At 72.0% G+C, this 23,903-nt stretch carries 18 protein-coding genes; 4 read left to right on the forward strand and 14 right to left on the reverse strand.

Annotated elements, in window-relative coordinates:
- Nucleotides 1–29: 29 nt before the first annotated feature.
- Nucleotides 30–1,046: an SIS domain-containing protein gene (locus tag J2X36_RS02385; RefSeq protein WP_132253916.1), complete on the reverse strand. Its 1,017-nt coding sequence runs from the start codon at nt 1,044–1,046 to the stop codon at nt 30–32.
- A 277-nt stretch (nt 1,047–1,323) separates the two neighbouring features.
- Here J2X36_RS02385 and J2X36_RS02390 point away from each other — a divergent pair, with 277 nt between their 5' ends.
- Nucleotides 1,324–3,054, forward strand: a complete 1,731-nt coding sequence (locus tag J2X36_RS02390; RefSeq protein ID WP_310345730.1) for an outer membrane beta-barrel protein — start codon at nt 1,324–1,326, stop codon at nt 3,052–3,054.
- 24 nt (nt 3,055–3,078) lie between these two features.
- On the opposite strand, the gene J2X36_RS02395 is transcribed toward J2X36_RS02390, so the two are convergent.
- The 6 genes from J2X36_RS02395 to J2X36_RS02420 all read right to left on the reverse strand — a co-directional run bounded on the left by J2X36_RS02395 (nt 3,079) and on the right by J2X36_RS02420 (nt 8,799).
- Nucleotides 3,079–3,672: an AprI/Inh family metalloprotease inhibitor gene (locus J2X36_RS02395; protein ID WP_132253921.1), complete on the reverse strand. Its 594-nt coding sequence runs from the start codon at nt 3,670–3,672 to the stop codon at nt 3,079–3,081.
- A 167-nt stretch (nt 3,673–3,839) separates the two neighbouring features.
- On the reverse strand, nt 3,840–4,643 hold the full coding sequence (locus J2X36_RS02400) for a succinate dehydrogenase iron-sulfur subunit (protein WP_132253923.1): 804 nt from the start codon (nt 4,641–4,643) through the stop codon (nt 3,840–3,842).
- A 96-nt stretch (nt 4,644–4,739) separates the two neighbouring features.
- Entirely contained in the window at nt 4,740–6,554 is a 1,815-nt protein-coding gene (sdhA, locus tag J2X36_RS02405; RefSeq protein ID WP_132253925.1) for a succinate dehydrogenase flavoprotein subunit, read from the reverse strand.
- A 31-nt stretch (nt 6,555–6,585) separates the two neighbouring features.
- Nucleotides 6,586–6,999 (reverse strand): succinate dehydrogenase, hydrophobic membrane anchor protein, encoded by a 414-nt coding sequence (sdhD, locus tag J2X36_RS02410; RefSeq protein ID WP_132253927.1) that lies wholly within the window; start codon nt 6,997–6,999, stop codon nt 6,586–6,588.
- Between the two features lie 13 nt (nt 7,000–7,012).
- A complete protein-coding gene (gene sdhC / locus J2X36_RS02415; RefSeq protein WP_132253929.1) occupies nt 7,013–7,414 on the reverse strand; it encodes a succinate dehydrogenase, cytochrome b556 subunit in 402 nt (133 codons plus the stop codon).
- 134 nt (nt 7,415–7,548) lie between these two features.
- Nucleotides 7,549–8,799: an SLC13 family permease gene (locus tag J2X36_RS02420; protein ID WP_405029718.1), complete on the reverse strand. Its 1,251-nt coding sequence runs from the start codon at nt 8,797–8,799 to the stop codon at nt 7,549–7,551.
- Between the two features lie 377 nt (nt 8,800–9,176).
- Between J2X36_RS02420 and J2X36_RS02425 the strand changes: the two genes are divergently transcribed.
- Both J2X36_RS02425 and J2X36_RS02430 read left to right on the forward strand, forming a co-directional pair.
- Entirely contained in the window at nt 9,177–10,061 is an 885-nt protein-coding gene (locus J2X36_RS02425; RefSeq protein WP_310345746.1) for a LysR substrate-binding domain-containing protein, read from the forward strand.
- Nucleotides 10,062–10,143: 82 nt separating this feature from the next.
- Entirely contained in the window at nt 10,144–11,832 is a 1,689-nt protein-coding gene (locus tag J2X36_RS02430; RefSeq protein ID WP_310345750.1) for a thiamine pyrophosphate-binding protein, read from the forward strand.
- A gap of 3 nt (nt 11,833–11,835) precedes the next feature.
- Here the strand turns inward: J2X36_RS02430 and J2X36_RS02435 are convergent, their stop codons facing one another.
- Entirely contained in the window at nt 11,836–13,173 is a 1,338-nt protein-coding gene (locus J2X36_RS02435) for an Nramp family divalent metal transporter (protein ID WP_310345753.1), read from the reverse strand.
- Nucleotides 13,174–13,352: 179 nt separating this feature from the next.
- Here J2X36_RS02435 and mntR point away from each other — a divergent pair, with 179 nt between their 5' ends.
- Complete coding sequence (mntR, locus tag J2X36_RS02440) at nt 13,353–13,811, forward strand: manganese-binding transcriptional regulator MntR (protein ID WP_310345755.1); 459 nt, start codon at nt 13,353–13,355, stop codon at nt 13,809–13,811.
- A gap of 4 nt (nt 13,812–13,815) precedes the next feature.
- Here the strand turns inward: mntR and J2X36_RS02445 are convergent, their stop codons facing one another.
- From J2X36_RS02445 to J2X36_RS02470, 6 genes are all read right to left on the reverse strand, one after another.
- Entirely contained in the window at nt 13,816–15,114 is a 1,299-nt protein-coding gene (locus tag J2X36_RS02445; protein WP_405029713.1) for a type III PLP-dependent enzyme, read from the reverse strand.
- A complete protein-coding gene (locus J2X36_RS02450; protein WP_310345758.1) occupies nt 15,111–16,613 on the reverse strand; it encodes an AMP-binding protein in 1,503 nt (500 codons plus the stop codon). The genes J2X36_RS02445 and J2X36_RS02450 overlap by 4 nt, the downstream gene beginning before the upstream one ends.
- 93 nt (nt 16,614–16,706) lie before the next feature.
- Nucleotides 16,707–16,997 carry an acyl carrier protein gene (locus J2X36_RS02455; RefSeq protein WP_245516550.1) on the reverse strand — a complete coding sequence of 97 codons (291 nt, stop codon included), beginning with the start codon at nt 16,995–16,997 and terminating at the stop codon, nt 16,707–16,709.
- Nucleotides 16,998–17,096: 99 nt separating this feature from the next.
- Nucleotides 17,097–18,029, reverse strand: a complete 933-nt coding sequence (locus tag J2X36_RS02460) for a transglutaminase family protein (protein ID WP_310345763.1) — start codon at nt 18,027–18,029, stop codon at nt 17,097–17,099.
- On the reverse strand, nt 18,026–20,545 hold the full coding sequence (locus tag J2X36_RS02465; RefSeq protein ID WP_310345765.1) for a circularly permuted type 2 ATP-grasp protein: 2,520 nt from the start codon (nt 20,543–20,545) through the stop codon (nt 18,026–18,028). Before J2X36_RS02465 ends, J2X36_RS02460 begins: the two co-directional genes overlap by 4 nt.
- Nucleotides 20,542–23,811 (reverse strand): transglutaminase family protein, encoded by a 3,270-nt coding sequence (locus J2X36_RS02470; protein ID WP_310345768.1) that lies wholly within the window; start codon nt 23,809–23,811, stop codon nt 20,542–20,544. The genes J2X36_RS02465 and J2X36_RS02470 overlap by 4 nt, the downstream gene beginning before the upstream one ends.
- Between the last annotated feature and the right edge of the window lie 92 nt (nt 23,812–23,903).

Here is a 23,903-nt window from a genome sequence, read left to right on the forward strand (position 1 = left end):
CAGATCGGATCGTCCCGAGGCGAAACTGCTCAGGCGACGCCGGAGCGAAGCAGATCGTGGTAATGGACGAGGCCGACCGGGCGGCCGTCCTCCACGACGATCAGCGCCGTGATCTTCATGGATTCCTGGATCTCCAGCGCCTTGGCGAGGAGGGTCTCGGGGTTCACCGTCCGGGGATTCACGCTCATCACCGCCTCGACGGAGACGCTGTCGAGGTCGGCGCGGAACACGTTGCGGCGCAGGTCGCCGTCGGTGACGATGCCGGCGAGCCGCCCGTCGGCCTCGACGACGATCACCGAGCCGAAGCCCTTGGCGTCGATCTCGGCGATGGCCGCCCGCATCGGCGTGCCGCGGGTGACGCGGGGCAGCTGCGCATCCGTGTGCATCACCTCGCGCACCTGCCGCAGCGAGGCGCCGAGGCGTCCGCCCGGATGGTAGATCGAGAACTCGCGGGCCGAGAAGCCGCGCGCCTCCAGGAGCGCCACGGCGAGCGCGTCGCCGAGCGCCAGCTGCATGGCGGTGGAGGTGGTCGGCGCGAGCCCGTTGGGGCACGCTTCCCGCGCCTTCGGCAGGGTGAGACAGACATCGGCCTCGCGCCCGAGCGTCGAGGCGGCGTTCGACGTGATCGCGACGAGCCCGACGCGGTAGCGCTTGGCGTAGCCGATGATGTCGGCGAGCTCCGTCGTCTCGCCGGACCAGGAGAGGGCCACGACCACGTCGTCGGGCTGCACCATGCCGAGATCGCCGTGGCTCGCCTCGGCCGGGTGGACGTAGAGGGCTGGCGTGCCGGTGGAGGCGAGCGTCGCGGCGATCTTGCGCCCGATATGGCCCGACTTGCCCATGCCGGTGAGGATGACCCGGCCGCGCGCCCGGCCGATCCGCTCGACCGCGGCGGTGAAGGGCGCGCCGAGCCCGTCCGCCACCGCCTCCATCAGGCAGGCAAGGCCCTCGCGCTCGGTGCCGATGGTGCGCAGGGCCGAGGCGACCGCCGCCCCGTGCGTGCCCGTCGCCGCGTCGCGCTCGCCGATCCGCTGTGCCAGGGCCATGTCCGGGACGCTCCCCTCGATCCGCCGTCGCGGGTCCCGCGGACCCGGATCCGGCGGATCCATGGCCGGCGAATGTGGTCGCAGCGGGGCCGGGCCGGCCGTGCCCCGAGGGTGCGGCAGCAGCCGTTAAGGCGCCGCTAACCCTGTTCGTTTACCGACGATCAAGATGCGGCCCGCCCGGCACCCGACGGTGCGCGCGGACCGAAGGACATCACGCGACGGCCCCACCCGTGACGGGCGGACCGCCCGCGGGTCACGGGCGGGGGATCAGGGGCCGGTGAAGCGGGGCAGGCCGATCGCGAGGGGAAGCCGGGCGTCGGGCCTCGCGCTGCTGGCCGCCCTCGGCGGCCCCGCGGCTGCCCAGAGCCCGAATTTCACGGCCGCGAGCCCCGTCACGGGCCAGCCCGACAACCCCGGTGCCGGCCTGGTTCCCGGGCAGGACGGCCTGCCGACGCTGCGCCCGAACCGCGACCCCGGCGCGCCCGGGTCCGGCCTCGCCGGTTCCTCCGCCGAGGGCGAGGATTCCTCGGGCAGCGCCACGGGCCGGTCGGCCCCGAGCGCCGGGACCCAGGCCCGGCTCACGGGCCGGAGCAACGCCGTCACCGGCCTTGAGGCGAGCAACCGCGCCCTCTCGACGCTGCTGCGCCAGCGCGCGGCCCCGCCCCGGCGCATCGGCACGGCGACGCGCCGGATCACGCAGCAGGCGACCCAGATCCCGCCGCCGGCGCTCCGCCTCAGTCCCGTCGTGCAGAACGCCGTCGTCGGCGTGCCGCTGCCGACCCTGTCGGCGGCCTTCATTCCGACCCTCGGGCTGCAGACCCCGGGCGCGCTCCTGGCCAATGCCCTGCGCCGGCCGATCGCCACCGACGATGCCTACGCGCCCCTCGGGATCAAGCTCGGCACCTTCACGCTCTTCCCCTCCTTCACGCAGAGCCTCGGCTACGACACCAACCCGGACCAGACCACGAAGCAGCTGGCGCGCGGCTCGGTGGCCCTGAGGAGCGAGGGCGAGCTCAATTTCCGCAGCGATTGGTCGGCGAGCGAGCTCGCGGGCGAGTTGCGCGGCGGGTACTCGAACTTCCCCGAGAACGATGCGGCGAGCCGGCCGAACGGGGCCGGCGCCGTCCGCCTGCGCCTCGACGCCAACCGGGATCTGCGCTTCGACGTGGAGGGCCGCTTCCTCGTCGACACGCAGCGCACGAGCAGCCCCGACCTGCAGGCGGCCGCCGTCTCGCGGCCGATCGTGGCGACCTACGGCACCTCGCTCGGCGCGACCCAGACCTTCAACCGGCTGCAGGTTTCGCTGCGCGGCTCGGTGGACCGCTCGGAATTCGAGGATGCCCGGCTCTCGAACGGCACGGTGCTGCCCCAGTCCGATCGCAACCTGAACCAGTACGGCCTGCGCCTGCGTACGGCCTACGAGATATCGCCGGTCATCACGCCCTTCGTGGATCTCCTGGCGGATACCCGGGTCTACGACCTGCGGCGCGACTCGACGGGTCTGCGGCGCGACTCGGACGGCGTCGGGATCACGGCGGGCGCCACCTTCGCCCTCGGACGCACCGTCACGGGCGAGGTCTCGGCGGGCTTCCAGCACCGCACCTACGTCGACCCGGCCCTGCGCGACATCAACGCGCCGCTCCTCAACGCGGCCCTCGTCTGGAGCGCCAGCCCGCTCACCACCGTGCGCTTCGGCGCCGTGACGGGCGTGACCGAGACGGCGGTGGCGGGCTCCAGCGGCATCCTGACGGAGGCGACGACGCTGGAGGTTCAGCACGACCTCCTGCGCAACCTCTCGATCACGCTGGGCGGCGCGCTCCTCAACAACACCTACGAGGGGACGAGCATCCGCGAGACGGGCTTCTCGGCGACGGCCCGCCTCGATTATCGCTTCAACCGCTGGCTGACGTTCCGCGGAAGCTACATCTACCAGCAGATTGACAGCACGGTCGCCGGCGCGAGCTTCAAAGACAACACCCTGCTGTTCGGCATGCGGGTGAACCCCTGACGGCGCGGGCCGCCGGTGCCCGGCTCAGCGCACGAGGGCCAGCGAGGCGCCGGACTTGGTCAACGCCCCGTCGAGGGCGCCCCCGCCCTGGCGCAGCCGCGCCGCCACGGTGCCGCCGGCCTGGTAGAGGTAGACCTCTCCGTCCCGGTAGTCCCAGGCCGTCACCTTGGCGAGATCCTTGTTGGCGCAAGCTGCTGCCGAGGCCTTGTAGAGGTCGAGGGCCGGCGCGCTCGACAGCGAGACCTTGCAACTCGCGCCCGACGCGTCGCGCGCGGTCCAGCTGCCGACGACGGCCGAGCGGCCGCTCGCCACGACCGGGGGCGGCGGCGGCGGGGGCGCGACGGGCTCCGCGATCACGTTCGAGCCCGGCGCCACGGCCGCGACCTCGCCACCGACCGGCGGGGGCAGCCCGTCGGGTGCCGCCGTCGCGCCGGGCGGGGGCGCGAGCGGGGCCGCCGTCACGGCACCGGATGGCACGGCCGGCACCGTCGATTCCAGCGCGGCCTGCGGCCCGACGCTCGCCCGCGCGCGCGGCCCGTCGAAACGGGAGGTGCCGCAGGCCGCGAGGCTCACGGTGAGGGCGGCGACGGCGAGAGACGACAGCAACTGGCGCGGCATCGATCCACTTCCCTTGGGCGCCTTCCCGGCGCGTTTGCCCGCCTGCCTCACCGGCAAATGCGCTGCCCGCAAGGCGAGGACGGGGGCACCCCTTGGGGATTGCCGGGGTGCCGCCGGTTTTCGGGGAAGTGTGGCGGGCACGCCTCACCGGGCGCCCGCTGGCCGCCTCAGACCTCGCGGGCGATCATCATCTTCTTGATCTCGGCGATCGCCTTGGCCGGGTTCAGGTTCTTCGGGCAGGTGTTGGCGCAGTTCATGATCGTGTGGCAGCGGTAGAGGCGGAATGGGTCGTGCAGCCCGTCGAGGCGCTCGCCCGTGTTCTCGTCGCGCGAGTCGATCAGCCAGCGATAGGCCTGGAGCAGCGCCGCCGGCCCCAGGAAGCGGTCGCCGTTCCACCAGTAGCTCGGGCAGCTCGTGGTGCAGCAGGCGCACAGGATGCACTCGTAGAGCCCGTCGAGGCGGGCGCGGTCCTCCGGCGTCTGCTTCCATTCCGCCTCGGGCGCGGGCGTCTCGGTCTGCAGCCAGGGCTCGATCGCCGCGTGCTGGGCGAAGAAGTTCGTGAGGTCCGGCACGAGGTCCTTCAGGACCGGCATGTGCGGCAGGGGGTAGATCCTCACGGCGGCGGACTTCTTGCCCGCTGCGTGCTCCTTGCAGGCGTCGATGCCCATCGTGCAGGCGAGCGAATTCTGCCCCTCGATGTTCATGGCGCAGGAGCCGCAGATGCCCTCGCGGCAGGAGCGCCGGAAGACCAGCGTCGAGTCGACCTTGTTCTTGATCCACAGGAGGGCGTCGAGGACCATCGGCCCGCAATCGTCGCGGTCGACCTGATAGGTGTCGATCCGCGGGTTGGCGCCGTCGTCCGGGTTCCAGCGATAGACCCGGAACTCGGTGAGGGTCTTCGCCCCCGCCGGTGCCGGCCAGGACTTGCCCTCGCGGAGCTGGGAGTTCTTGGGAAGGGTGAACTGAGCCATGGACTTCTCGCTCTCACGAGCCGGAGACGCAGCGGCGACCCCGGGACGGCGTCTCGCCTCCGCCCATCTCGGATCGCCGCATTCGGGAATGGTTCGTCAGTACACCCGCGCCTTCGGCTCGATGTACTGGATCTCGTTCGACATCGTGTAGGTGTGGACCGGTCGGTAATCGATCGCGACGGTGTGGCTCGACTCGTCGAGCCAGGAGAGGGTGTGCTTCATCCACTCCCGGTCGTCGCGGTCGGGGAAGTCCTCGCGGGCATGCGCGCCGCGGGATTCCTTGCGGTTGGCCGCCGATTCCATCGTGACGACCGCCTGGCCGATCAGATTGTCGAATTCGAGCGTCTCGAGAAGGTCGGTGTTCCAGATCAGCGAGCGATCCGTGATGCGGATGTCCGCGGCCGCGTTCCAGACCTTGTGGATCAGGCCCCTGCCCTCCTCCAGCACCTCGCCGGTGCGGAAGACCGCGCAATTGTTCTGCATGGTCTTCTGCATCTCGAGGCGGAGTTCCGCGGTCGGCGTGCCGCCGTCGGCGTAGCGGAAGCGGTCGAGACGGCCGAGCGCCTTGTCGGCCGAGCCCTTGGGCAGTTCCGGCTGGCGGCCGTTCGGCTCGACGATCTCGGCGCAGCGCAGGCCCGAGGCGCGGCCGAACACGACGAGGTCGATCAGCGAGTTCGAGCCGAGGCGGTTCGCCCCGTGCACCGAGACGCAGGCCGCCTCGCCGATCGCCATCAGCCCGGGCACCACCGTATCGGGGTTGCCGTCCCGCAGGGTCAGCACCTCGCCGTGATAGTTCGTGGGGATGCCGCCCATGTTGTAGTGCACGGTCGGCAGCACGGGGATCGGCTCCTTCGTCACGTCGACGCCCGCGAAGATCTTGGCGCTCTCCGAGATGCCGGGCAGGCGCTCGTGCAGGATCTTCGGGTCGAGATGGTCGAGGTGTAGGAAGATGTGGTCCCCGCCCTTGCCGACGCCGCGGCCGGCGCGGATCTCCATGGTCATCGAGCGCGAGACCACGTCGCGGGAGGCGAGGTCCTTGGCCGAGGGCGCATAGCGCTCCATGAAGCGCTCGCCCTCCGAATTCGTCAGGTAGCCGCCCTCGCCCCTGGCCCCTTCGGTGATCAGGCAGCCCGCGCCGTAGATGCCGGTCGGATGGAACTGCACGAACTCCATGTCTTGCAGCGGCAGGCCGGCGCGCAGCACCATCGCGTTCCCGTCGCCCGTGCAGGTGTGGGCCGACGTCGCCGAGAAGTAGGAGCGGCCATAGCCCCCCGTGGCCAGCACCGTCATCTGGGCGCGGAAGCGGTGGATCTCGCCCGAGGCCTGGTCGATCGCGATGACGCCGCGGCAGCGCCCGTCCTCGTCCATGATCAGGTCGAGGGCGAAGTACTCGATGAAGAAGTTGGTGTGGTTCTTGACCGCCTGCCCGTAGAGGGTGTGGAGCATGGCGTGCCCCGTGCGGTCGGCCGCCGCGCAGGTGCGCTGCGCGGTTCCCTTGCCGTAATCGGTCGTCATGCCGCCGAAGGGCCGCTGGTAGATCTTGCCCTCTTCCGTGCGGGAGAAGGGCACGCCCCAATGCTCCAGCTCGTAGACCGCCGCGGGGGCGTTGCGCACGAGGTACTCGATCGCGTCCTGGTCGCCGAGCCAGTCCGAGCCCTTCACGGTGTCGTACATGTGCCAGCGCCAATCGTCCGGCCCCATATTGCCGAGCGAGGCCGAGATGCCGCCCTGCGCCGCCACGGTGTGCGAGCGGGTCGGGAAGACCTTGGTGATGCAGGCGGTGCGCAGGCCGGCCTGAGAGCAGCCGACCGTTGCGCGCAGGCCCGCGCCGCCGGCGCCGACCACCACCACGTCGAAGCTGTGGTCGTGGATCGTGTAGGCGGGCCGGCTCCCGCTCGTTCCGTTTGCCATCGGCGGCTCCTTGATCTCTCGGGGGCTCAGGTCAGGCGAGGCGGGCGAGGCCCACGCGCAGGATCGCGTAGAGGCAGGCCACCGCGACGACGACCGCGTAGAAGTTGTTGGCGAAGAGCGCCGCGATGCGCAGCGCCTTGTCGTGCACGTAATCCTCGATGATCACCTGCATCCCGAGCCGCATGTGGAGCGTCACGGAAATCACCGCGAGGATCAGGATCAGCGCGACGATCGGGTGGCCCATCAGCGCCACCGCCTCGGGGTAGGGCCGGCCGACCATCAGCGCGACGATCACCACGAAGGCGAGCATCAGGGGCGCGTTCGAGGCTGCGGTCAGCCGCTGCAGCCACCAATGGCTGGCGCCATGGCCGGAGGGGCCGAGGCCGCGGACGCGCGCGCGGGGCGTGCGGATCGAGAGGTTCGTGTTCTGGCGGTTGTCGGCCATCGGGGAGCCTCCCTCAGCGCAGGGTCAGGGCGAGCGCCCAGATGACGACGGTCAGCGCCACCGAGCCGATCAGCGTGCCGCGGGACAGCCACAGGCGCTCGCCGCGCTCCAGGCCGACCCCGAAATCCCACACGAAGTGGCGCAGGCCGCCCAGCATGTGGTGCATCAGCACCCAGGTGTAGGCGAACAGGACGAGGATCCCGATCCACGAGCCGAAGAACCACGCGACCCAGGCATAGGCGCCCGGCCCGGAGGCCAGAGCCACGAGCCAGATCGCGACGAGGGCCGAGCCGCCGTAGAGCGCCGTTCCGGTGATGCGGTGGAACACCGACATCGCCATGGTCCAGGTCCAGCGATAGATCTGGAGGTGGGGCGAGAGCGGCTGGGCGACCGTAGGTCTGGCGGTGGGGGCCATGCGGATCCTCGGGTGCTCTTCGAAACTGGACTGTCTCTAAACTCACGTATCGCTAGTGCGGTGCAGCGCAACCCGCAATGCGACAAGGGGCGGAGGCGCTTCGGCGTGAGACCGGCTGTGATCTGTCACGGGGCTCACGGCATCTGCCCCACGATACGCCACCACAAGTAGTCGAGTGGGGCGATCACAATCAGGGACACGAGGCCGAGCGCCAGGGTCAGGCGGGTCGCGTCGGAGAGGTCCACCCGGCCGAGGCCGCTCGCGAAGACGATCGGGGGCGCCTGATAGGGCAGGAACAGGGCGGAGTAGCCCACCACCTGCACCATCACGACGCTCATCAGGTCGAGGCCCGTCGCCCGCGACATCTCCGAGGCGAGCGCGGTGTAGAGCGCGGGCGCCCCGTTCGCCGTGACGACGAGAGCGAGGGCGCTCGCGATCAGGGTCAGCACGCCGAAATTCCGGGCCGGTGCGCCCGGCTCCAGCGGCGCGACGGCCAGCAGCGCGTGGCCGAGGCGCGCTCCGAGACCGGTTTCGTTGACGAGCGCGACGAGGCCGAGCAGGGCCGCGATGTAGAAGCAGGTCCTCAAATTCACGGCGCCGAAGGCCTCGGGCCGCAGGACCCCGATGCGAGGCAGGAGGCAGATCACCGCCGCCGAGAGGCCGACCCAGGCCGGGGCGATGTGATGCAGGCTGTCGGTGACCCAGAGCGCCAGGGTGCCGACGAGGATCAGCGCGAGGCGCCGCTCCTCCCCCGAGAGGGGGGGCAGCGGCGGCAGGCTGCCGGCCTGCGCCTCCAGCCGGTCGGGGAAGATCTTCAACGTCAGCCAGACGAGAAATCCGCCCTTCACGAGGGCGAGCACGGGCGCGTGAAGCCAGAGGTAGGGCAGGTAGGCGAGGTGCAGCCCGTGCTGCACCTCCGCGGTGCCGGCCATCACGAGGTTCGGCACGTTGGCGGGCAGGATCGCCGCCGACAGGATCGGCGTCGCGACCCCGACGGCGAGCACCGCGCCCGTGCGCCCCTTGCGGCCCGCCGCGAGGCCGAAGGCGTCGCAGAGCGCCAGAACCACGGGCACGAGGAGCGCGATGCGCCCGAGATTCGAGGGCATCACGAAGGCGAGGGCGAAGGAGAAGGCCGTCAGCCCGGCGATGAGGCGCGGGTAGGAGCCGCCGAGATGGCCGCTGAGCGAGCGGGCGAGCCGGGCCCCGAGGCCCGTGCGGGTCATGGCAAGGCCCACCACCATGCCGCTGAGGACCAGCCAGAAGGCCGAGGAGGCGAAGCCGGAGAACACGGTCGAGGGCGCACCGAGCCGGAACAGCATGGCGGCGGCGAAGAACAGCATCGCCGTCACCACCTCGGCGACGCTCGCCGTGGCCCAGAGCCCCATGCAGAGCACGAGGAGCCCGGCCGTGATGAGGAGGGCGGTGTCCCCGCCCGTCAGGCCCGCGAGCCAGCCGTGCAGGAAGCCGTCCAGGGGAGCCTGAGCCTGCATCGGCTGTGGAGGATCCTGAGACAGGGGACCGCGGGCACCTGTGCCGGCGCCTCGCGAGCCCGGACTCTTCCCTGGAATGGGACCCGTTCGCAATTCGGGATCGCGCGATGGAGCCTTCGCCGCTGACGAAGGGTCGCCGCTGTAACTCTCCGGCGGCCTCGGTGGTATACCAGGGGAGCGCGGGACTTTCGCGGTCGGCCGCCGGGTTGCAGGATGTCCCAGCCTTCGCCGCTCGCGCAAGCCCGCACGGCCGGCGCCCCCGGAGAGGAGCGATGCTGCGCTTCGATATCGTCGATCTGGGCCTGTTCCGCCACGTGGTCGAGGCGGGCTCGATCACACACGGAGCGGAGCGGGCGAATCTCGCCCTCGCCGCCGCCTCGGCGCGGATCCGGGCGATGGAGGACAGCCTCGGCGCGGCCCTCCTCGTGCGCAACCGGCAGGGGGTCACGCCGACGCCGGCCGGGCGGACGCTCCTCGCCCATGCCCGCACGCTCCTCGCCGACATCGAGCGCATGCGCGAGGAGATGTCGGCCTATTCGGGCGGCACGGCGGGCCAGATCCGCATCCTCTCGAACACCAACGCGCTGACCGAGTTCCTGCCGGAGGTGCTCTCGGCCTACCTCGCGCGCCATCCCGGCGTCAGCGTCGACATCGACGAGCGCACGTCGGACGAGATCGTCGGGCTCGTCGCCGAGGGCACGGCCGATCTCGGCATCGTCTCCGGCACGGTGGATACCGGCGCCCTGCAGACCTTCCCGTTCCGGCAGGACCGCTTCGTCCTCGTGGCGGCCCCGGACCATCCGCTCGCGGAGCGGGACTCGGCGGCCTTCGCGGAGGTTCTCGCCCACGATCTCGTCGGCCTCGACCGGATGAGCGCGATCACCCGCTTCCTCGCCGACAAGGCGGCCCGCATCGGCCGGCCGATGCGGCTCCGCGTGCAATTGCGCAGCTTCGATGCGGTCTGCCGCCTCGTCGAGTGCCGGGTCGGGCTCGGCATCGTGCCCGAGACCACGGCGCAGCGCGCCGCCCGCGGCATGGCGATCCGGATCGTACCCCTCGCCGACGGCTGGGCGAGCCGCGACCTCACCCTGTGCCTGCGCAGCCTGGAGGCGATGCCCGCCTTCGCGCAGGATTTCGTGGCGCATCTGCGGGCGTGAGACGCGTCCGGCACATCCGTTGCCTCGCAGGCCCGAAGGCGTAGCCTGTCCTCCGGCGTACAGGCATGAGGAGACAGGCCCGATGAGCATCGCGACCGTCGAGGGCCTCGGGCGCCGCCGCGGCGCCGCCGTGCTCGTCGAGGTGCTGCGCAGCGAGGGCGTGCGCTACATCTTCGGCAATCCGGGCACCACCGAACTGCCCTTGATCGATGCCCTGACCGATGCGGCCGACATCGCCTACGTGCTGGCGCTCCAAGAGGCGAGCGCGGTGGCGATGGCGGACGGCTACGCGCAGGCGGCGCGGCGGCCCGGCTTCCTCAACCTGCACACGGCGGGCGGACTCGGGCACGGCTTCGGCAACCTGCTCAACGCGCAGATCGCCGGCACGCCGCTTGTGGTGACGGCGGGCCAGCAGGATTCGCGGCACGCCATCACCGACCCGCTGCTGTTCGGCGACCTCGTCACCATCGCGGCACCGACCGTGAAATGGGCCCGCGAGGTCACCCACGCCGACCAGCTGCCGATCCTGCTCCGCCGCGCCTTCCACGACAGCAGCGCGGCACCCTCCGGCCCCGTCTTCCTGTCGCTGCCGATGGACGTGATGGAGGAGATGACGGACGCCTCCCCGGGCGAGATCTCGACCATCGACCGCTGCGCGGTGGCCGGCTCGCTCGACCGGCTCGCCGATCATCTGGCCGGCCTTACACCGGGCCGCCTCGCCATCATCGCGGGCGACGAGATCGAGGCGAGCGACGCCTCGGCCGAGGCCGTGCGCCTCGCCGACGCGCTCGCCGCGCCCGTCTACGGCTCCTCCTGGCCGGCCCACATCCCCTTCCCGACCGCGCACCCGCTCTGGGCGGGCAACCTGCCGACGAAGGCGACAGAAATCGCCGAGATCCTCGGGGCTTACGACGCGGTCTTCGCCCTCGGCGGCAAGTCGCTGATCACGGTGCTCTACACGGAAGGGCCGGCGGTGCCCGCCGGCACGCAAGTGTTCCAGCTCTCGGCGGACGTGCGCGACCTCGGCCGCACCTACTCGACGGCCCTCTCCATGGTCGGCGACATCCGCGCCTCCCTGAGAGCGCTGCAGCCCCTTCTCGAGGCGCGCATCGCGGACGGGGCGGAGACCTACGCGGCGCTGCGCGCGCGCGCGGTGACGCGCTACGAGGAGCGGCGCACCCGGCTCTCGGCGGCGGCGGACGCGGCCTTCGCAGACCCCGTCATCCAGCCCCTCGTCGCCGCCCGCGAGATCGCCCGGGCGGTCGGGGCCGACACCGCGATCGTCGACGAGGCGCCGGCGACGCTCGGCCACCTGCGCACCTTCCTGCACAGCGCCTGGACGCGGCAATATTCCTCGATCCGCGGCGGCGTGCTCGGCTGGGGCATGCCCGCCTCGGTCGGCTTCTCCCTGGGACTCGACCGGGCGCCCGTGGTCTGCGTCGTCGGCGACGGGGCGGCGATGTACTCGCCGCAGGCCCTCTGGAGCGCGGCCCACGAGCGGCTGCCCGTGACCTTCGTCGTCATCAACAACGCCGAGTACAACATCCTGAAGCGCTTCATGCGGGGGCAGGCGCACTACGCCTCGGCGCGGGCGAACCGCTACATCGCCATGGACCTCGTGGACCCCCGCATCGACTTCCCCGCGCTCGCCGCCTCGATGGGCGTGCCGGCCCGCCGGGTGGAGCGGGCCGCCGAAATCGCGCCGGCGGTCGAGGCCGGCATCCGGTCCGGCGTGCCGAACCTCGTGGAGATCGTCGTCAGCCCGACGTGATCCTCAATCCCCCGCGAGCCCCGGCACCGGCACCCCGAAGGCCTGGGCGAGCAGCACGACATTGAGCGCGAGCACGATGGTGGCGCCGGCGACGGAAGCGATCTGCGTGAGGCGCCCGTTGGCGAAGGCCCCCATCAGGTCCGGCCGGCGGGTGAACAGGACGAGCGCGATCATCGGCACGGGGAGAGCCAGCGAGAGCACGACCTGGCTCAGCACGAGGGCCCGGGTCGGGTCGACGCCGATCGCGATCACCGCGAAGGCCGGCAGCATGGTCACGAGGCGGCGCAGCCAGAGCGGGATGCGCCAGCCGACGAAGCCCTGCATCACCAGTTGCCCCGCCATCGTCCCGACGACCGAGGAGGAGAGGCCCGACGCGATCAGCGAGACGAGGAACACGCCCGCCGCCGCCGGACCGAGGAGCGGGGTGAGGGTGTGATAGGCCTGGGAGATCTCCGCCACGTCGCTGTGCCCGAGGTGGAAGGCGGAGGCCGCCATGATCACCATCGACATGTTGACGAGGCCCGCGATGGCGAGCGCGATCACCACCTCGCGGTTCGAGTAACGCAGGAGCCGCCGCCGGTCGGAATCGTCGCGGGCGACCGTGCGGCTCTGGGTCAGGCCCGAATGCAGGAACAGGGCGTGGGGCATCACGGTGGCGCCGATGATGCCGACCGCGATGGTGAGCGCCTCCGCGTCCGGAATGCGCGGCGTGGTGAGCCCCTGCGCCGCCGCGCCCCAGGCGATCGGCGCGATGAACAGCTCAACCGCGTAGCAGAGGCCGATCGTCACGACCATGGTCCCGATCACGATCTCCATCCAGCGGAAGCCGCCCCGCTCCAGGAGGAGGATCCCGTAGGTGACGATCGCGGTCACCACCATGCCGGCGAAGAGCGGCATGCCGGTCAGCAGCGCGAGGCCGATCGCGCCGCCGAGGAACTCCGCGAGGTCGGTCGCCATCGCGGCGAGCTCGCTCACCACCCACATCGTCAGGCGCACGGGTTTCGGGAACTCGTCCCGGCAGACCTCGGCGAGGTTCCGGTTCGTCACGATGCCGAGCTTGGCCGAGAGCGCCTGGAACAGCATGGCCACGAGATTCGCGACCAGCACGACCCAGAGCAGGGTGTAGCCGTACTTGGCGCCGGCCTGGATGTTCGTCGCGAAATTGCCCGGGTCCATGTAGGCGATCGAGGCCATCACGGCGGGGCCGGTGAACAGGAGGAAGCGCCCGCGCCCGCGGTGCCGCCCGTCGAGGACGTCGCGGATCTCGCGCTCGGTGCGGCGGCTCAGCCCCTCTTGGGCCGGCGCCGGAAGCGCCTCTCTGGTCAGGATCTGTGCCGGCATGATTCGCTTGAGCGTCGCGGTTTGTATAGCATCAGCTATAATGATGTGCCCCGGCTCAAGATCAAGGGTCTTGTTCGAACGGGACTCCCCCTCCCCCGCACGGATTTGCTAGAAGGTGGCCAGCGGTCAACGAGGCTCGCGCCGAAGCGGGCTCGGCCAAGCGGGAGACAGCCGGCACCATGCAGGACACCTCACGGCCGGTCCCTGAACCCGCGCTTCTCGACCCGGAGGTCCATGTCGAGAGCTTCCGCCAGGCCCGCGAGGCGCGCCGCCTGGAACTCGTGGAGGATTACGTCGAGCTGATCGCCGACCTGATCGGCGATGGCGGCGAGGCGCGGCAGGTCGACATCGCCGCCCGTCTCGGCGTGGCGCAGCCGACGGTGGCCAAGATGCTGAAGCGGCTGGCCGAGGACGGCTTCGTGCAGCAGCGGCCCTATCGGGGCGTGTTCCTGACGGAGGCCGGTCAGGCGCTCGCCGAGCAGAGCCGCGAGCGCCATCGCATCGTGGAGCGCTTCCTGTGCGCGCTCGGCGTCAGCGCCGAGACCGCGCGCCGCGACGCCGAGGGTATCGAGCACCACGTCAGCGGAGAGACCCTGGAGGCGTTCCGACGCTTCGCGGAGACGCGCTCGGACGCGTGAGGCCCTACCCCGCCCGCGGCCGGATCACCTCCGCCCTCCCGCCATCGACCAGCACCTCGCTCGGGCTCGGGTGGCTGAGGAAGCCGGTCGGGCTCGCCGTGAGGGCGTAGGCGCCCGATTGCAGCACCGCCACGAGGTCGCCCGCCGCGAGGTCCGGCATCGGCGCGGCCCGGGCCAGCAGGTCGAGGGGCGTGCAGAGGGGGCCGACGATCGCCGCCGGCGCCCGCTCCGCGCCCGCCTCCTCCACAACGGCGACGACGGGGTAGTCCCGCTTCACGATCTGGCCGAGATTGCCCGAGGCGGCGAGGTGATGGTGCATGCCTCCATCCGTGATCACGAACCGGCTGCCGCGGGAAACCTTCACGGCGCGCACCCGGGCGACGTAGAGGCCCGCCGGCCCGGCGAGGAAGCGGCCGGGTTCCAGCACGATGCGGGCGGGGGCGAGGAGCGGGTCGGCGGCGACGCGCGCCCGAAGGGGGGCGAGCCCGTCCCGCAGGCCCGCGAGGTCGAGGGCGGAATCGCCCGCGAAATAGGGGATGCCGAGCCCGCCGCCGAGATCGATCGTCTCGAGCGGCCGCTTCGTCCGGGCGCCGAGGCGGGCGGCGAGGTCGAGGCCATAGGCCCATTGCGCGAGGAGCGTGACTGCGCTCAACCCCTGCGTACCCGCGAAGAGATGGAGGCCGCACAGGTGCAGCGGCGGCTCGGCCTCGATCCGGTCGACGATTAACTCCAGTTCCTCCTCGTCGAAGCCGAAGGGCGAGGGCTTGCCGCCCATCCGCATCGCCCCGCCCTGCGCGGCCGCGCCCGGGTTGACCCGGATCGCCACCCGCACGGGCCGGCCCGCCGGGGCGGCGTTCGCCACGCGGGTGATCTCCTCCGCGTTCTCGAGGTGGATCTCGCCGATGCCCCCCGCGACCACGCGGGCGATGTCGGAATCGGACTTTCCCGGCCCCGCGAACAGGATCCTCTCCGGGGGGACGCCCGCCGCGAGCGCCGCCGCGAATTCGGCGCCCGACGCGATCTCGGCGCCGGCCCCCTCCTCCCGGAAGATCCGGATCACGGCGGGGTTGGGATTCGCCTTCACCGAGTAATCGACCTCGGCGAAGCCCTCGACGGCCTTCGCCAGCGCCCGGTAGGACCGGCGCAGGGTCGCGGCGTCGTAGACGAAGAGCGGCGTGCCGTGGGCCTCGACGAGCGCCCGCAGATCGAGCCCCCCCACCTGCAGAGCACCGTTCGTGCGCGAAAAATTCTCCGCGATCAGGCGTGCGGCGAGATCGGGGCCTTCCGTCTCCGGCATCGTCATCGGCGCTCCGCGACGAGGCGCTTGTAATCGACCTTGCCGTTCGGCGTCACGGGCAGCGACGCCACCGTCTCGACGGCCCGGGGCACCATGTGGGGGGCGAGCTTGGCGCGGGCGATCCGCAGCACCTCCGCCTCCGGCAGGGGCGCGCCGGCCGCCACCGCCACCGCGTGCACGCGCTCGCCGATGCTCGGATCCGGCAGGCCGATCACCGCCACCTGCCGGAAGGCGCCCGTCTCCATCAGGGCGGCCTCCACCTCCGTCGGGCTCACGCGGAAGCCCTGCGTCTTGATCATCGCGTCCTCGCGGCCGAGGAAGGTGAAGAAGCCGGCCTCGTCCTCCACGACGATGTCGCCGGAGCGGCAGACGAGCCCGCCCCTGCCGAGCGGGTCGGGCACCAGCACGCGGGCCGTGTCCTCAGGCCGGTTCCAATAGCCCATCGAGACGGTCGGTCCCCGATGCATCAGGATGCCGGGCTCTCCCGGCCGGGTGCGCTTGCCCGTCGCATTCACCGCGAAGATCTCGGTCTCGGGGATGGCGCGGCCGATCGAGCCCGGCCGCGCCTCGATCTCCTCGGGCGGCAGGTAGGTGGAGCGGAAGGCTTCCGTCAGCCCGTACATCAGGACGATGCGCGTCTGCGGCAGGGCGGCGCGCAGGCGGGCCACGGTCTCGACGGGCACGGCGCCGCCGGAATTCGTGATGTAGCGGAGCGAGGACAGGTCGGCCCGGGCGAGGCTCGGCGCCGCGCGGGTGAGAAGCGCCCACAGGGTGGGGACCCCGGCGAGCCCGGTGATGCGATGGCGCTCGACGGCGCGCACCACCTCGTCGCCGAAGCGGAAGCTGAGGAGCACGCAGGTCGCTCCCTGCTCGACCGCGGTGAGGAGCTGATTCAGCCCGTAATCGAACGAGAGCGGCAGCACCGACAGGATGCGCTCCTGCGGCCCGATGCCGAGATAGGTCCGCACGATGCGCGTCCCGGCGATCAGGTTGGCGTGGCTCAGCATCACGCCCTTGGGCAGGCCGGTCGAGCCCGAGGTGTAGAGGATCGCCGCGAGATCACGCGGATCCGCGCGGGGGATCTCCGGCGCCGCGCCGTCGACGGGAACGTCGAGGTCGGGGATGATCCGCAGCCCCGGCAGGTCGTCGAGGGCGCCTTCGAGCCCGTCCCGGAGGGCGTCGTCCGTCAGGAGTGCCGCCGCGCTGCAATCGGCGAGGATGTGGCGCACCTGCGCCGGGCGAAGGCTCGGATGGATCGGCACGAACACGGCGCCGGCCCGGGCGATGGCGAAGATCGCGACGCACTCGGAGATCGATTTCGGCAGCAGGAGGCCGACCCGGTCGCCCGGGTTGATCCCGGAGGCGGCGAGGCGGCCCGCGAGCGCGGCGGCCCGTGCGCGGAAGGCTCCGTAGGTCAGACGACGATCGCCGTCGACGATCGCGACGCGCTCGGGCGCGCAGGCCGCGCCGTCGAGGAGGTCGTGCAGGAGGACGGGCGGTATCATCCCTGCCAGCCCCGAGCCTGAACGGGCCGCGGGAGCGGCCCGCGCCGCGTCAGGGCAGAATTCGGAGCGGCGCGACCCGGTCGTCCGGCCCAATCATGCGGCCGCATGCTCGGGCTGCGCGCGCCCGGCGTCGATCTTGCCGGCGATGTAGCGGGCGAGCGCGTCGACGCTCTCGAAATTCTGGAGGCCGAACGCCTCCTCCTCGATCTCCACGCCGAAGCGCTCGCCGAGATCGAGCACGAGGTCGAGCACGCCGATGGAGTCGAGGGCGTCGCTCGTCACGAGGGAAGTCTGCCCCGTCACGGCTCCCGGCGCGAGGCCGGGATTGCGGCCGGCGATGAAGTCGAGGATCGCCTCCCGCACCGCATTCGTCTGAACCAGCACCTGACTGTCTCCCCCGCGTTCCGGACCGGGACCGCGCGCCATATCGATCCGGCATCGAAAAGTCCATGGCATCTGAATGGCGGCCGAATGCGGGCGCAATCAGGCGACGAAGGCTTCCCGCGCCTCGTGACCAGCGTCCGCCGCCTCCTGCGGCATCGGCTCGTCCTCGGGCACCACGTCGACCTCGACCTTGAGCTTCTGCGAGCCGGAGGCCGAGACGACGCCGTCGATGGGCGAGACGTCGCCGTAGTCGCGACCGCGCGCGACGACGATATGGTGATCGCGCACGCCGACGCCATTGGTCGGGTCGAGGCCGTGCCATCGGCCGCCGCACCAGAGCGCGACCCAGGCGTGGCTCGCATCCGCCCCGCGCAGGCGCGGCCGCCCGGGCGGGGGCGTCGTGCGCAGGTACCCGCCGACATAGGCGGCCGGCAGGCCGAGGCCGCGCAAGGCGGCGATCATGATATGGGCGAAGTCCTGGCAGACGCCGGCCCGCAGGGCGAAGGATTCGGCGAGCGGCGTCGCGACCGTGGTGGCCTTGGAATCGAAGCGGAAATCGCCTCCGATCCGGTGCATCAGCTCGACGGCGCCGCCATAGGCGCTGCGCCCCGGCGGGAAGCTCGCCCGGGCATAGTCCGTCACCGCGGAGACCAGCGGCACCCGCGCGCTCGGGAACAGGAAGTGGGCCGGAGCGTCGGGCCCGAGGCTCGGCTCGGCGAGGGCTGCCGCGCGGACCGTCTCCCAGGAGGGGCCGGATTCCGGCTCCGGCAGGGGCGGCCGCTCCACCCGCACGCGGGAGAGCGCCTCGACCCTGAACTCGGTATGGGGCGCGTCGAGGATGAACGAGACCGTCTCGCTGCCGAAATAGTCCCGGCGCAGGGTGCGGCCGCGCGGCTCCGGGGTGATCGCCACCGCGCTCTCCAGCACGGTCTGCCCCTCCCCGTCCTGCGGGCGCAGGCGCAGCGAGCAGCGGGCGAAGCGGACCGGTCTGCGGTAGCGGTAGGCGGTCAGATGGCGCAGCGTGTAGATCACGCGAGCCCCGCAAGCTTCTCCGGGCGCAGGCCCTGAGGCCCGTTCGGGAAGTAGCGCCCCGCGACCGCGTCGGCCAAGCGTTCCAGTTCGCTCTCGAGCCGGGCCATGGCCACGCCGTCGAGATCGGCCGCCTCGCAGCCCGCGAACTCGGCGCGGATCCGCGCGGCGAGCCGCCGGTGCGGCTCCGGGATGCCGTCGGCCGACAGCGCCGGCAGATCGTCGAGGTGGCGCAGGATCGCCTCCACCTGGAAGGCGACCGAGCGCGGGTTGAAGGGGTCGAGGAGCACCATGTCGCGCACCGGCTCGAGGGCCACGCCCTGCATGTAGCGCGCCCCGTAGGTCACTTGCGAGTCGCACAGGGCGAGCATCACCCCGAGATCGTCCGCGCTCGCCTCGTCGCCCGCGAAGCTCATCGCGAAGGAGCAGGTGTTGATCGCCCGCTCGATCCGGCGCCCGAGATCCACGAAGTGCCAGCCCGCGGCGCGGCTCATGTTCTCCTGGGTCAGGCCCGAGAGCGCGGCGATGTGGCTCAGCGCCCGCTCGGCCCGGCCGAGGAGCTGCGCCTCGGCGAAGTCGCGGCCCTCGTCGAGGGCGAGGAGGTCGGTGAGGTCGGCGAGCACCCGCCACGCCTCGCCGGAGAGGCGGGTGCGCAGGGTCGCGGCGTTGCGGCGCGCCCGCGCGACATGGGCCCGGGCCGAGCCGTGGATCTCGCGCCCGATCAGCGCCTCCTGCGCGAGCGCGGCGGTCGGCAGGTCGGGGGCGCTCACCGCGCCCCACTCGGCCAGCATCGCGCGCAGGCGCAGGGCGGCGGGAGCGCGGACGCTGCCCGTGATGTCGGTGACGACGGCCTCGCCGACGCTGACGAGGTGGGCAAGGACGAGGCGGGTCACCGCCTCGGCGCGCTCGGCGTAGCGGCCGAACCAGAACAGGCCGTCGGCCGCGCGCGACGGCAGGTGGCCGGCGATGCGCCGCACCCGGGGGGCGCCCTGCATGGACAGCGTCGGCGCGTCGACGGGGCGGTCCGACAGGACCCAGACGTCGGCGGCGCGGATCCCGAGCCGCATCTCGGTCGGGTCGACGTCGGGCCGCTCCGAGAGGCGGCAGAAGCCGCCGGGCAGGACGCGCCAGCCCTCGGGCGTCGCCGCCGCGAAGACGCGCAGCGCGAAGGGCCGCGGCACGAAGCGCAGGCCCCTGTCCGCGCGCTCCCAGCCCGGCATGGTCGAGAGGGGGGCGGGTTCCTGCCCCACATAGTCGAAGGGCCGGTCGCGCAGCGCCTCCAGCACCCGCGCGCGCTCGGCCGCGATCGTGGAGGGGGCGAGGATCGCGTCGCGCCCCGCCCCGCGGGTCGGGGTGGCGGCGGGCCGAAGGGTCAGGTCGTCGAGATGGTCTCGGACATGGGCGAGCCCGTCCGGATCGCCGCACCACCACGTGCGCGGGCTGTCGAGCTGGAGCTCCTGGCCGAGCAGCGCCCGGGCGATCCCGGGGAGGTAGGCGGCGAGGGCGCCCGACTCGACCATGCCGGAGCCCGGCATGTTGCCCATCACGAGGCTGCCGTTGCGCAGCGCGTCGAGCACGCCCGGGATGCCGAGGCGGGAGACCGGGTTCAGTTCGAGCGGGTCGAGATAGTCGGCGTCGATGCGCCGCCAGAGCACGTCGGCGCGCTTGAGCCCGGAGACGGTGCGCACGTGAAGGCAGCCGTCCTGCATCACGAGATCGTCGCCCTCGACGAGCATCAGGCCGAGATAGCGGGCGAGCGCCGCCTGCTCGACGTAGGTCGAGGAGAAGGGGCCGGAGGTCAGCAGGCAGATGCGTGGCTCGGCCCGTTCGGCGCCGGCCGCGAGCGCCTGCCGGAAGGCCTGGAAGAAGGCGGGCAATCGCTCGACGTGGAGGTCCTGGTAGAGATCGGGGAAGGCGCGGGTCAGCACCATCCGGTTCTCCAGGGCGTAGCCGAGGCCGGAGGGGGCCTGGGTACGGTCGGCGAGCACCCGCCAGCGCCCGTCGGGGCCGCGCCCGATATCGGCGGCGTAGAGCTTCAGGTAGCGTCCGCCGGGGGGCGCCACGCCGTGGAGCGGGCGCAGGAACTCGGGGCTGCTCGCCACCACCGCGGCCGGCAGCAGGCCCTCCGCCACGAGCCGGCCCGGCCCGTACACGTCGGCAAGGATCGCCTCCATCAGCTCGGCCCGCTGGACGAGCCCCGCGCTCAGGGCCCGCCATTCGGCCGCCTCGATCACGAGCGGCAGGGAGCCGAGGGGCCAGGCATGCTCGCGCTGGTCGCCGTAGATCCGGTAGGAGATGCCGGCGTCCCGGATGTGCCGCTCCGCCGAGACGAAGCGGGCCATGATCTCGTGTTCGGCCAAGCGCCCGAGCCGTTCGAGGAGCCGGGTCCAGGCGCCGCGGGGGTGCCCATCCGGCCCGAGGAACTCGTCGGGAAGTCCGGCTTGCGGACGATAGGCGCCGGTCCAGCGGGCGAGCCGCTCGGACACGCCCTCCCCGTCCGCTGGCCCGGCCGGGCTCATCGGGGCGCCGGCACGCGCAGGTCGAGGGTCAAGGGGAATTCGGGGTTCGCCTCCTCGCGCGGCATCGCGACCCCGCCCGGCGTGTGGCCCTGGGCCTGGAAGCGGGCGAGGCGCCGCCCCTCCGCCTCGTAGGTGTTGACTGGGTAGGTCTCGTAGTTGCGCCCGCCCGGATGCGCGACGTGGTAGCGGCAGCCGCCCAGCGAGCGACCGCTCCACGCGTCGAGGACGTCGAGGGTCAGCGGCGCGTGGGGTGCGATCGTCGGGTGCATCGACGAGGCCGGCTGCCACGCCTTGAAGCGCAGGCCGGCCACCGCCTCGCCCGCCGTACCGGTGCCGGTCATGGGCAGGCGCCGCCCGTTGCAGGCGATGACGTGGCGGCCCGGCACGAAGCCGTTGACCTTGACTTGCAGGCGCTCGACCGAGCTGTCGACGTAGCGCACCGTGCCACCGATCGCCCCCTCCTCACCCAGCACGTGCCAGGGCTCCAGCGCCTGCCGCAGCTCCATCGTGACGCCACCGTGCTCGACCCGGCCGAAGACGGGGAAGCGGAACTCGCGCTGCGCCTCGAAGGCCGTCGGGTCGAACTCGTAGCCGGCCCGGCCGAGGTCCTCCAGCACGCCGAGGAAGTCCGCCCAGAGGAAATGCGGCAGCATGAAGCGATCGTGGAGCGCCGTGCCCCAGCGGACACAGCCGCCCTCCTGCGGCTCGCGCCACAGCCACGCCACGAGCGCCCGCAGCAGGAGCTGCTGGGCGAGGCTCATGCGTGGGTCCGGCGGCATCTCGAAGCCGCGGAACTCGAGGAGGCCGAGGCGGCCGGTCGGCCCGTCCGGCGAGTAGAGCTTGTCGATGCAGATCTCGGCCCGGTGGGTGTTGCCGGTGACGTCGACGAGGATGTTGCGGAAGATCCGGTCGACGAGCCAGCGGGGGATGTTCGGGTCGTCCGGTGCGGGCACCTGCGCGAGGGCGATCTCCAGCTCGTAGAGGCCGTCGTGGCGGGCCTCGTCCATGCGCGGCGCCTGGCTCGTCGGTCCGATGTAGAGGCCCGAGAACAGGTAGGACAGGGATGGGTGGCGCTGCCAGTAGAGGACGAGGCTCTTGAGGAGATCCGGCCGGCGCAGGAAGGGAGAATCATCCGGGCTCGCGGCGCCCATCACCACGTGGTTGCCGCCGCCGGTGCCGGTGTGGCGCCCGTCGATCATGAACTTCTGGGCGCCGAGGCGGGTCTCGCGGGCATCCGTGTAGAGGTCGGTCGTGATGCGCACGGCCTCGCGCCAGGTCGCGGCCGGGTGCACGTTGACCTCGATCACGCCGGGGTCGGGCGTGACCTTGATGACGTTGAGGCGCGGATCGTAGGGCGGCTCGTAGCCCTCGATATGGACCGGCTGGCCGATCTCGGCCGCGGCCGCTTCCAGCAGGGCGAGGAGTTCGAGGTACTCGTCGGCCCGCTGCACGGGCGGCATGAAGACGTGCAGGATGCCGCCCCGCGGCTCGACGGCGAGCGCCGTGCGCACGGCGACGCCCGTGATGCCGGCGCCGTTCCGGGTCGCGCTGCCTGGATGGCCGGCGGGCAGGTTGCCGCGCGGCTCCAGCGGGTCCTGGGGCTGGTAGTAGGGGTAGTGCTCGGGCGGCACGTGGGGCAGCGAGCCCAGCGGCAGGCGGAAGCCGAGGGGCGAATCGCCGGGCGTCAGGAAGGCTTGGCCCCGGCGGAAGTCCCAGGTTTCCGAGATCCAGAGCCTGTCCGCCCCGCCGTCCTTGCCGGTCGGCAGGCTCGCCAGCGGCAGCACGTAGCCTGCCGGCTCGCCGAGACCCCGCTCGAACACGCGGCGCATGCGGGCTTCATCCTCGGCGTTCGGCAGCTTCGGCTGGTCGGCCGTGACGTTCGCGGGCAATTCCGCTTCCCGCTCGGACCAGTAGGTCGGGTCCTCGTAGGCCGGGATCACGTAATCGGGCAGTTCGAGCCGTCGGGCGACCGCATCGATGAGGGCCTTCGCCTGCGGCCCCTTCGCATCCCGCGGGCCGTCCTCGGCGGCGATCAGGGCATCGTCGCGCCAGACCGGCTCCCCGTCCCGCCGCCAGTAGAGGGCGAAGGCCCAGCGGGGCAGGCTCTCGCCGGGGTACCACTTGCCCTGGCCGTAATGGAGCATGCCGCCCGGCGCGAAGCGGGCGCGCAGGCGCCGGATCAGCTTGTCGGCGAGCGCCCGCTTCGTCGGGCCGACGGCGGCGGCGTTCCATTCCGGGCTCTCGAAATCATCGATCGAGACGAAGGTCGGCTCGCCGCCCATGGTCAGGCGCACATCCTGCGCGGAGAGGTCCGCGTCGATCCGGTCGCCGAGCCGGTCCATCGCGGCCCAGACCGCGTCCGAGAAGGGCTTGGTGATGCGCGGCGCCTCGGCCACGCGCGTCACCGTCATCTCGAAGCCGAACTCGACGCCGGCAGGCTCCGCGAGCCCCGAGATCGGAGCGGCGGAGCTGTAATGCGGCGTGGCGGCGAGCGGGATGTGGCCCTCGCCACAGAGGAGGCCCGAGGTGGCATCGAGCCCGACCCAGCCGGCGCCCGGCAGGTAGACCTCGGCCCAGGCATGGAGATCCGTGAAGTCGGTCTTGGTGCCCTCCGGCCCGTCCACCGCCGTCGTGTCCGGCACGAGCTGGATCAGGTAGCCGGAGACGAAGCGGGCGGCGAGACCGATCCGGCGCAGGACCTGAACGAGGAGCCAGGCCGAATCCCGGCAGGACCCGCTCTTGAGCGTCAGCGTCTCGGCCGGCCTCTGCACGCCCGGTTCCATGCGCACGCCGTACACGACCTCCGAGCGCACGAGATCGTTCAGGTCGACGAGGAACGAGACGGTCGCGTTCTCCTTGGGCAGCCGCTTCAGGAGCGCCTCGATCTCCGGGCCATCCGCATCTTCGGGCTGGAGATAGGGCGCGAGCTCGGTGGCGAGCTCTTCGGGGTAGGAGAAGGGCCAAGCCTGGGCGTACTCCTCCAGGAAGAAGTCGAACGGATTGATCACCGAGAGGTCGGCCGTCAGATCGACCTCGATCTTCAACTCGGTGGTCTTCTCCGGGAAGACGAGCCGGGCAAGCCAGTTGCCGTTCGGGTCCTGCTGCCAGTTCACGAAGTGGTTCGCCGGCGTCACCTTCAGGGCGTAGGACGGGATCTTGGTTCGCGTGTGCGGCGCCGGACGCAGGCGCACCACCTGCGGCCCGAGGGCGATCGGCCGGTCGTAGCGGTAATGGGTGACGTGGTGCAGGGCGGCTTTGATCGACACGGGCACTCCGGTCTTCGGGACGATGGCTTCGGGTCGGCCTTGAGCCTGACGGGACTGGATCCCGCCGGGATGCATCCCGCGAGGATAGCACG

Origin of the sequence: Methylobacterium sp. BE186, from assembly GCF_031457035.1 — a bacterium.
Lineage (GTDB): Bacteria > Pseudomonadota > Alphaproteobacteria > Rhizobiales > Beijerinckiaceae > Methylobacterium > Methylobacterium segetis.

Bases quoted from the DNA above. Each gene is read 5' to 3' on its own strand.
- J2X36_RS02425 (WP_310345746.1), top strand. From the start codon at position 9,177: ATGCTGCGCTTCGATATCGTCGATCTGGGCCTGTTCCGCCACGTGGTC.
- J2X36_RS02385 (WP_132253916.1), bottom strand. From the start codon at position 1,046: ATGGCCCTGGCACAGCGGATCGGCGAGCGCGACGCGGCGACGGGCACG.
- sdhA (WP_132253925.1), bottom strand. From the start codon at position 6,554: ATGGCAAACGGAACGAGCGGGAGCCGGCCCGCCTACACGATCCACGAC.
- sdhC (WP_132253929.1), bottom strand. From the start codon at position 7,414: ATGGCCCCCACCGCCAGACCTACGGTCGCCCAGCCGCTCTCGCCCCAC.
- sdhD (WP_132253927.1), bottom strand. From the start codon at position 6,999: ATGGCCGACAACCGCCAGAACACGAACCTCTCGATCCGCACGCCCCGC.
- J2X36_RS02400 (WP_132253923.1), bottom strand. From the start codon at position 4,643: ATGGCTCAGTTCACCCTTCCCAAGAACTCCCAGCTCCGCGAGGGCAAG.
- mntR (WP_310345755.1), top strand. From the start codon at position 13,353: ATGCAGGACACCTCACGGCCGGTCCCTGAACCCGCGCTTCTCGACCCG.
- J2X36_RS02430 (WP_310345750.1), top strand. From the start codon at position 10,144: ATGAGCATCGCGACCGTCGAGGGCCTCGGGCGCCGCCGCGGCGCCGCC.
- J2X36_RS02435 (WP_310345753.1), bottom strand. From the start codon at position 13,173: ATGCCGGCACAGATCCTGACCAGAGAGGCGCTTCCGGCGCCGGCCCAA.
- J2X36_RS02420 (WP_405029718.1), bottom strand. From the start codon at position 8,799: ATGGGGCTCTGGGCCACGGCGAGCGTCGCCGAGGTGGTGACGGCGATG.
- J2X36_RS02395 (WP_132253921.1), bottom strand. From the start codon at position 3,672: ATGCCGCGCCAGTTGCTGTCGTCTCTCGCCGTCGCCGCCCTCACCGTG.
- J2X36_RS02465 (WP_310345765.1), bottom strand. From the start codon at position 20,545: ATGAGCCCGGCCGGGCCAGCGGACGGGGAGGGCGTGTCCGAGCGGCTC.
- J2X36_RS02450 (WP_310345758.1), bottom strand. From the start codon at position 16,613: ATGATACCGCCCGTCCTCCTGCACGACCTCCTCGACGGCGCGGCCTGC.
- J2X36_RS02445 (WP_405029713.1), bottom strand. From the start codon at position 15,114: ATGACGATGCCGGAGACGGAAGGCCCCGATCTCGCCGCACGCCTGATC.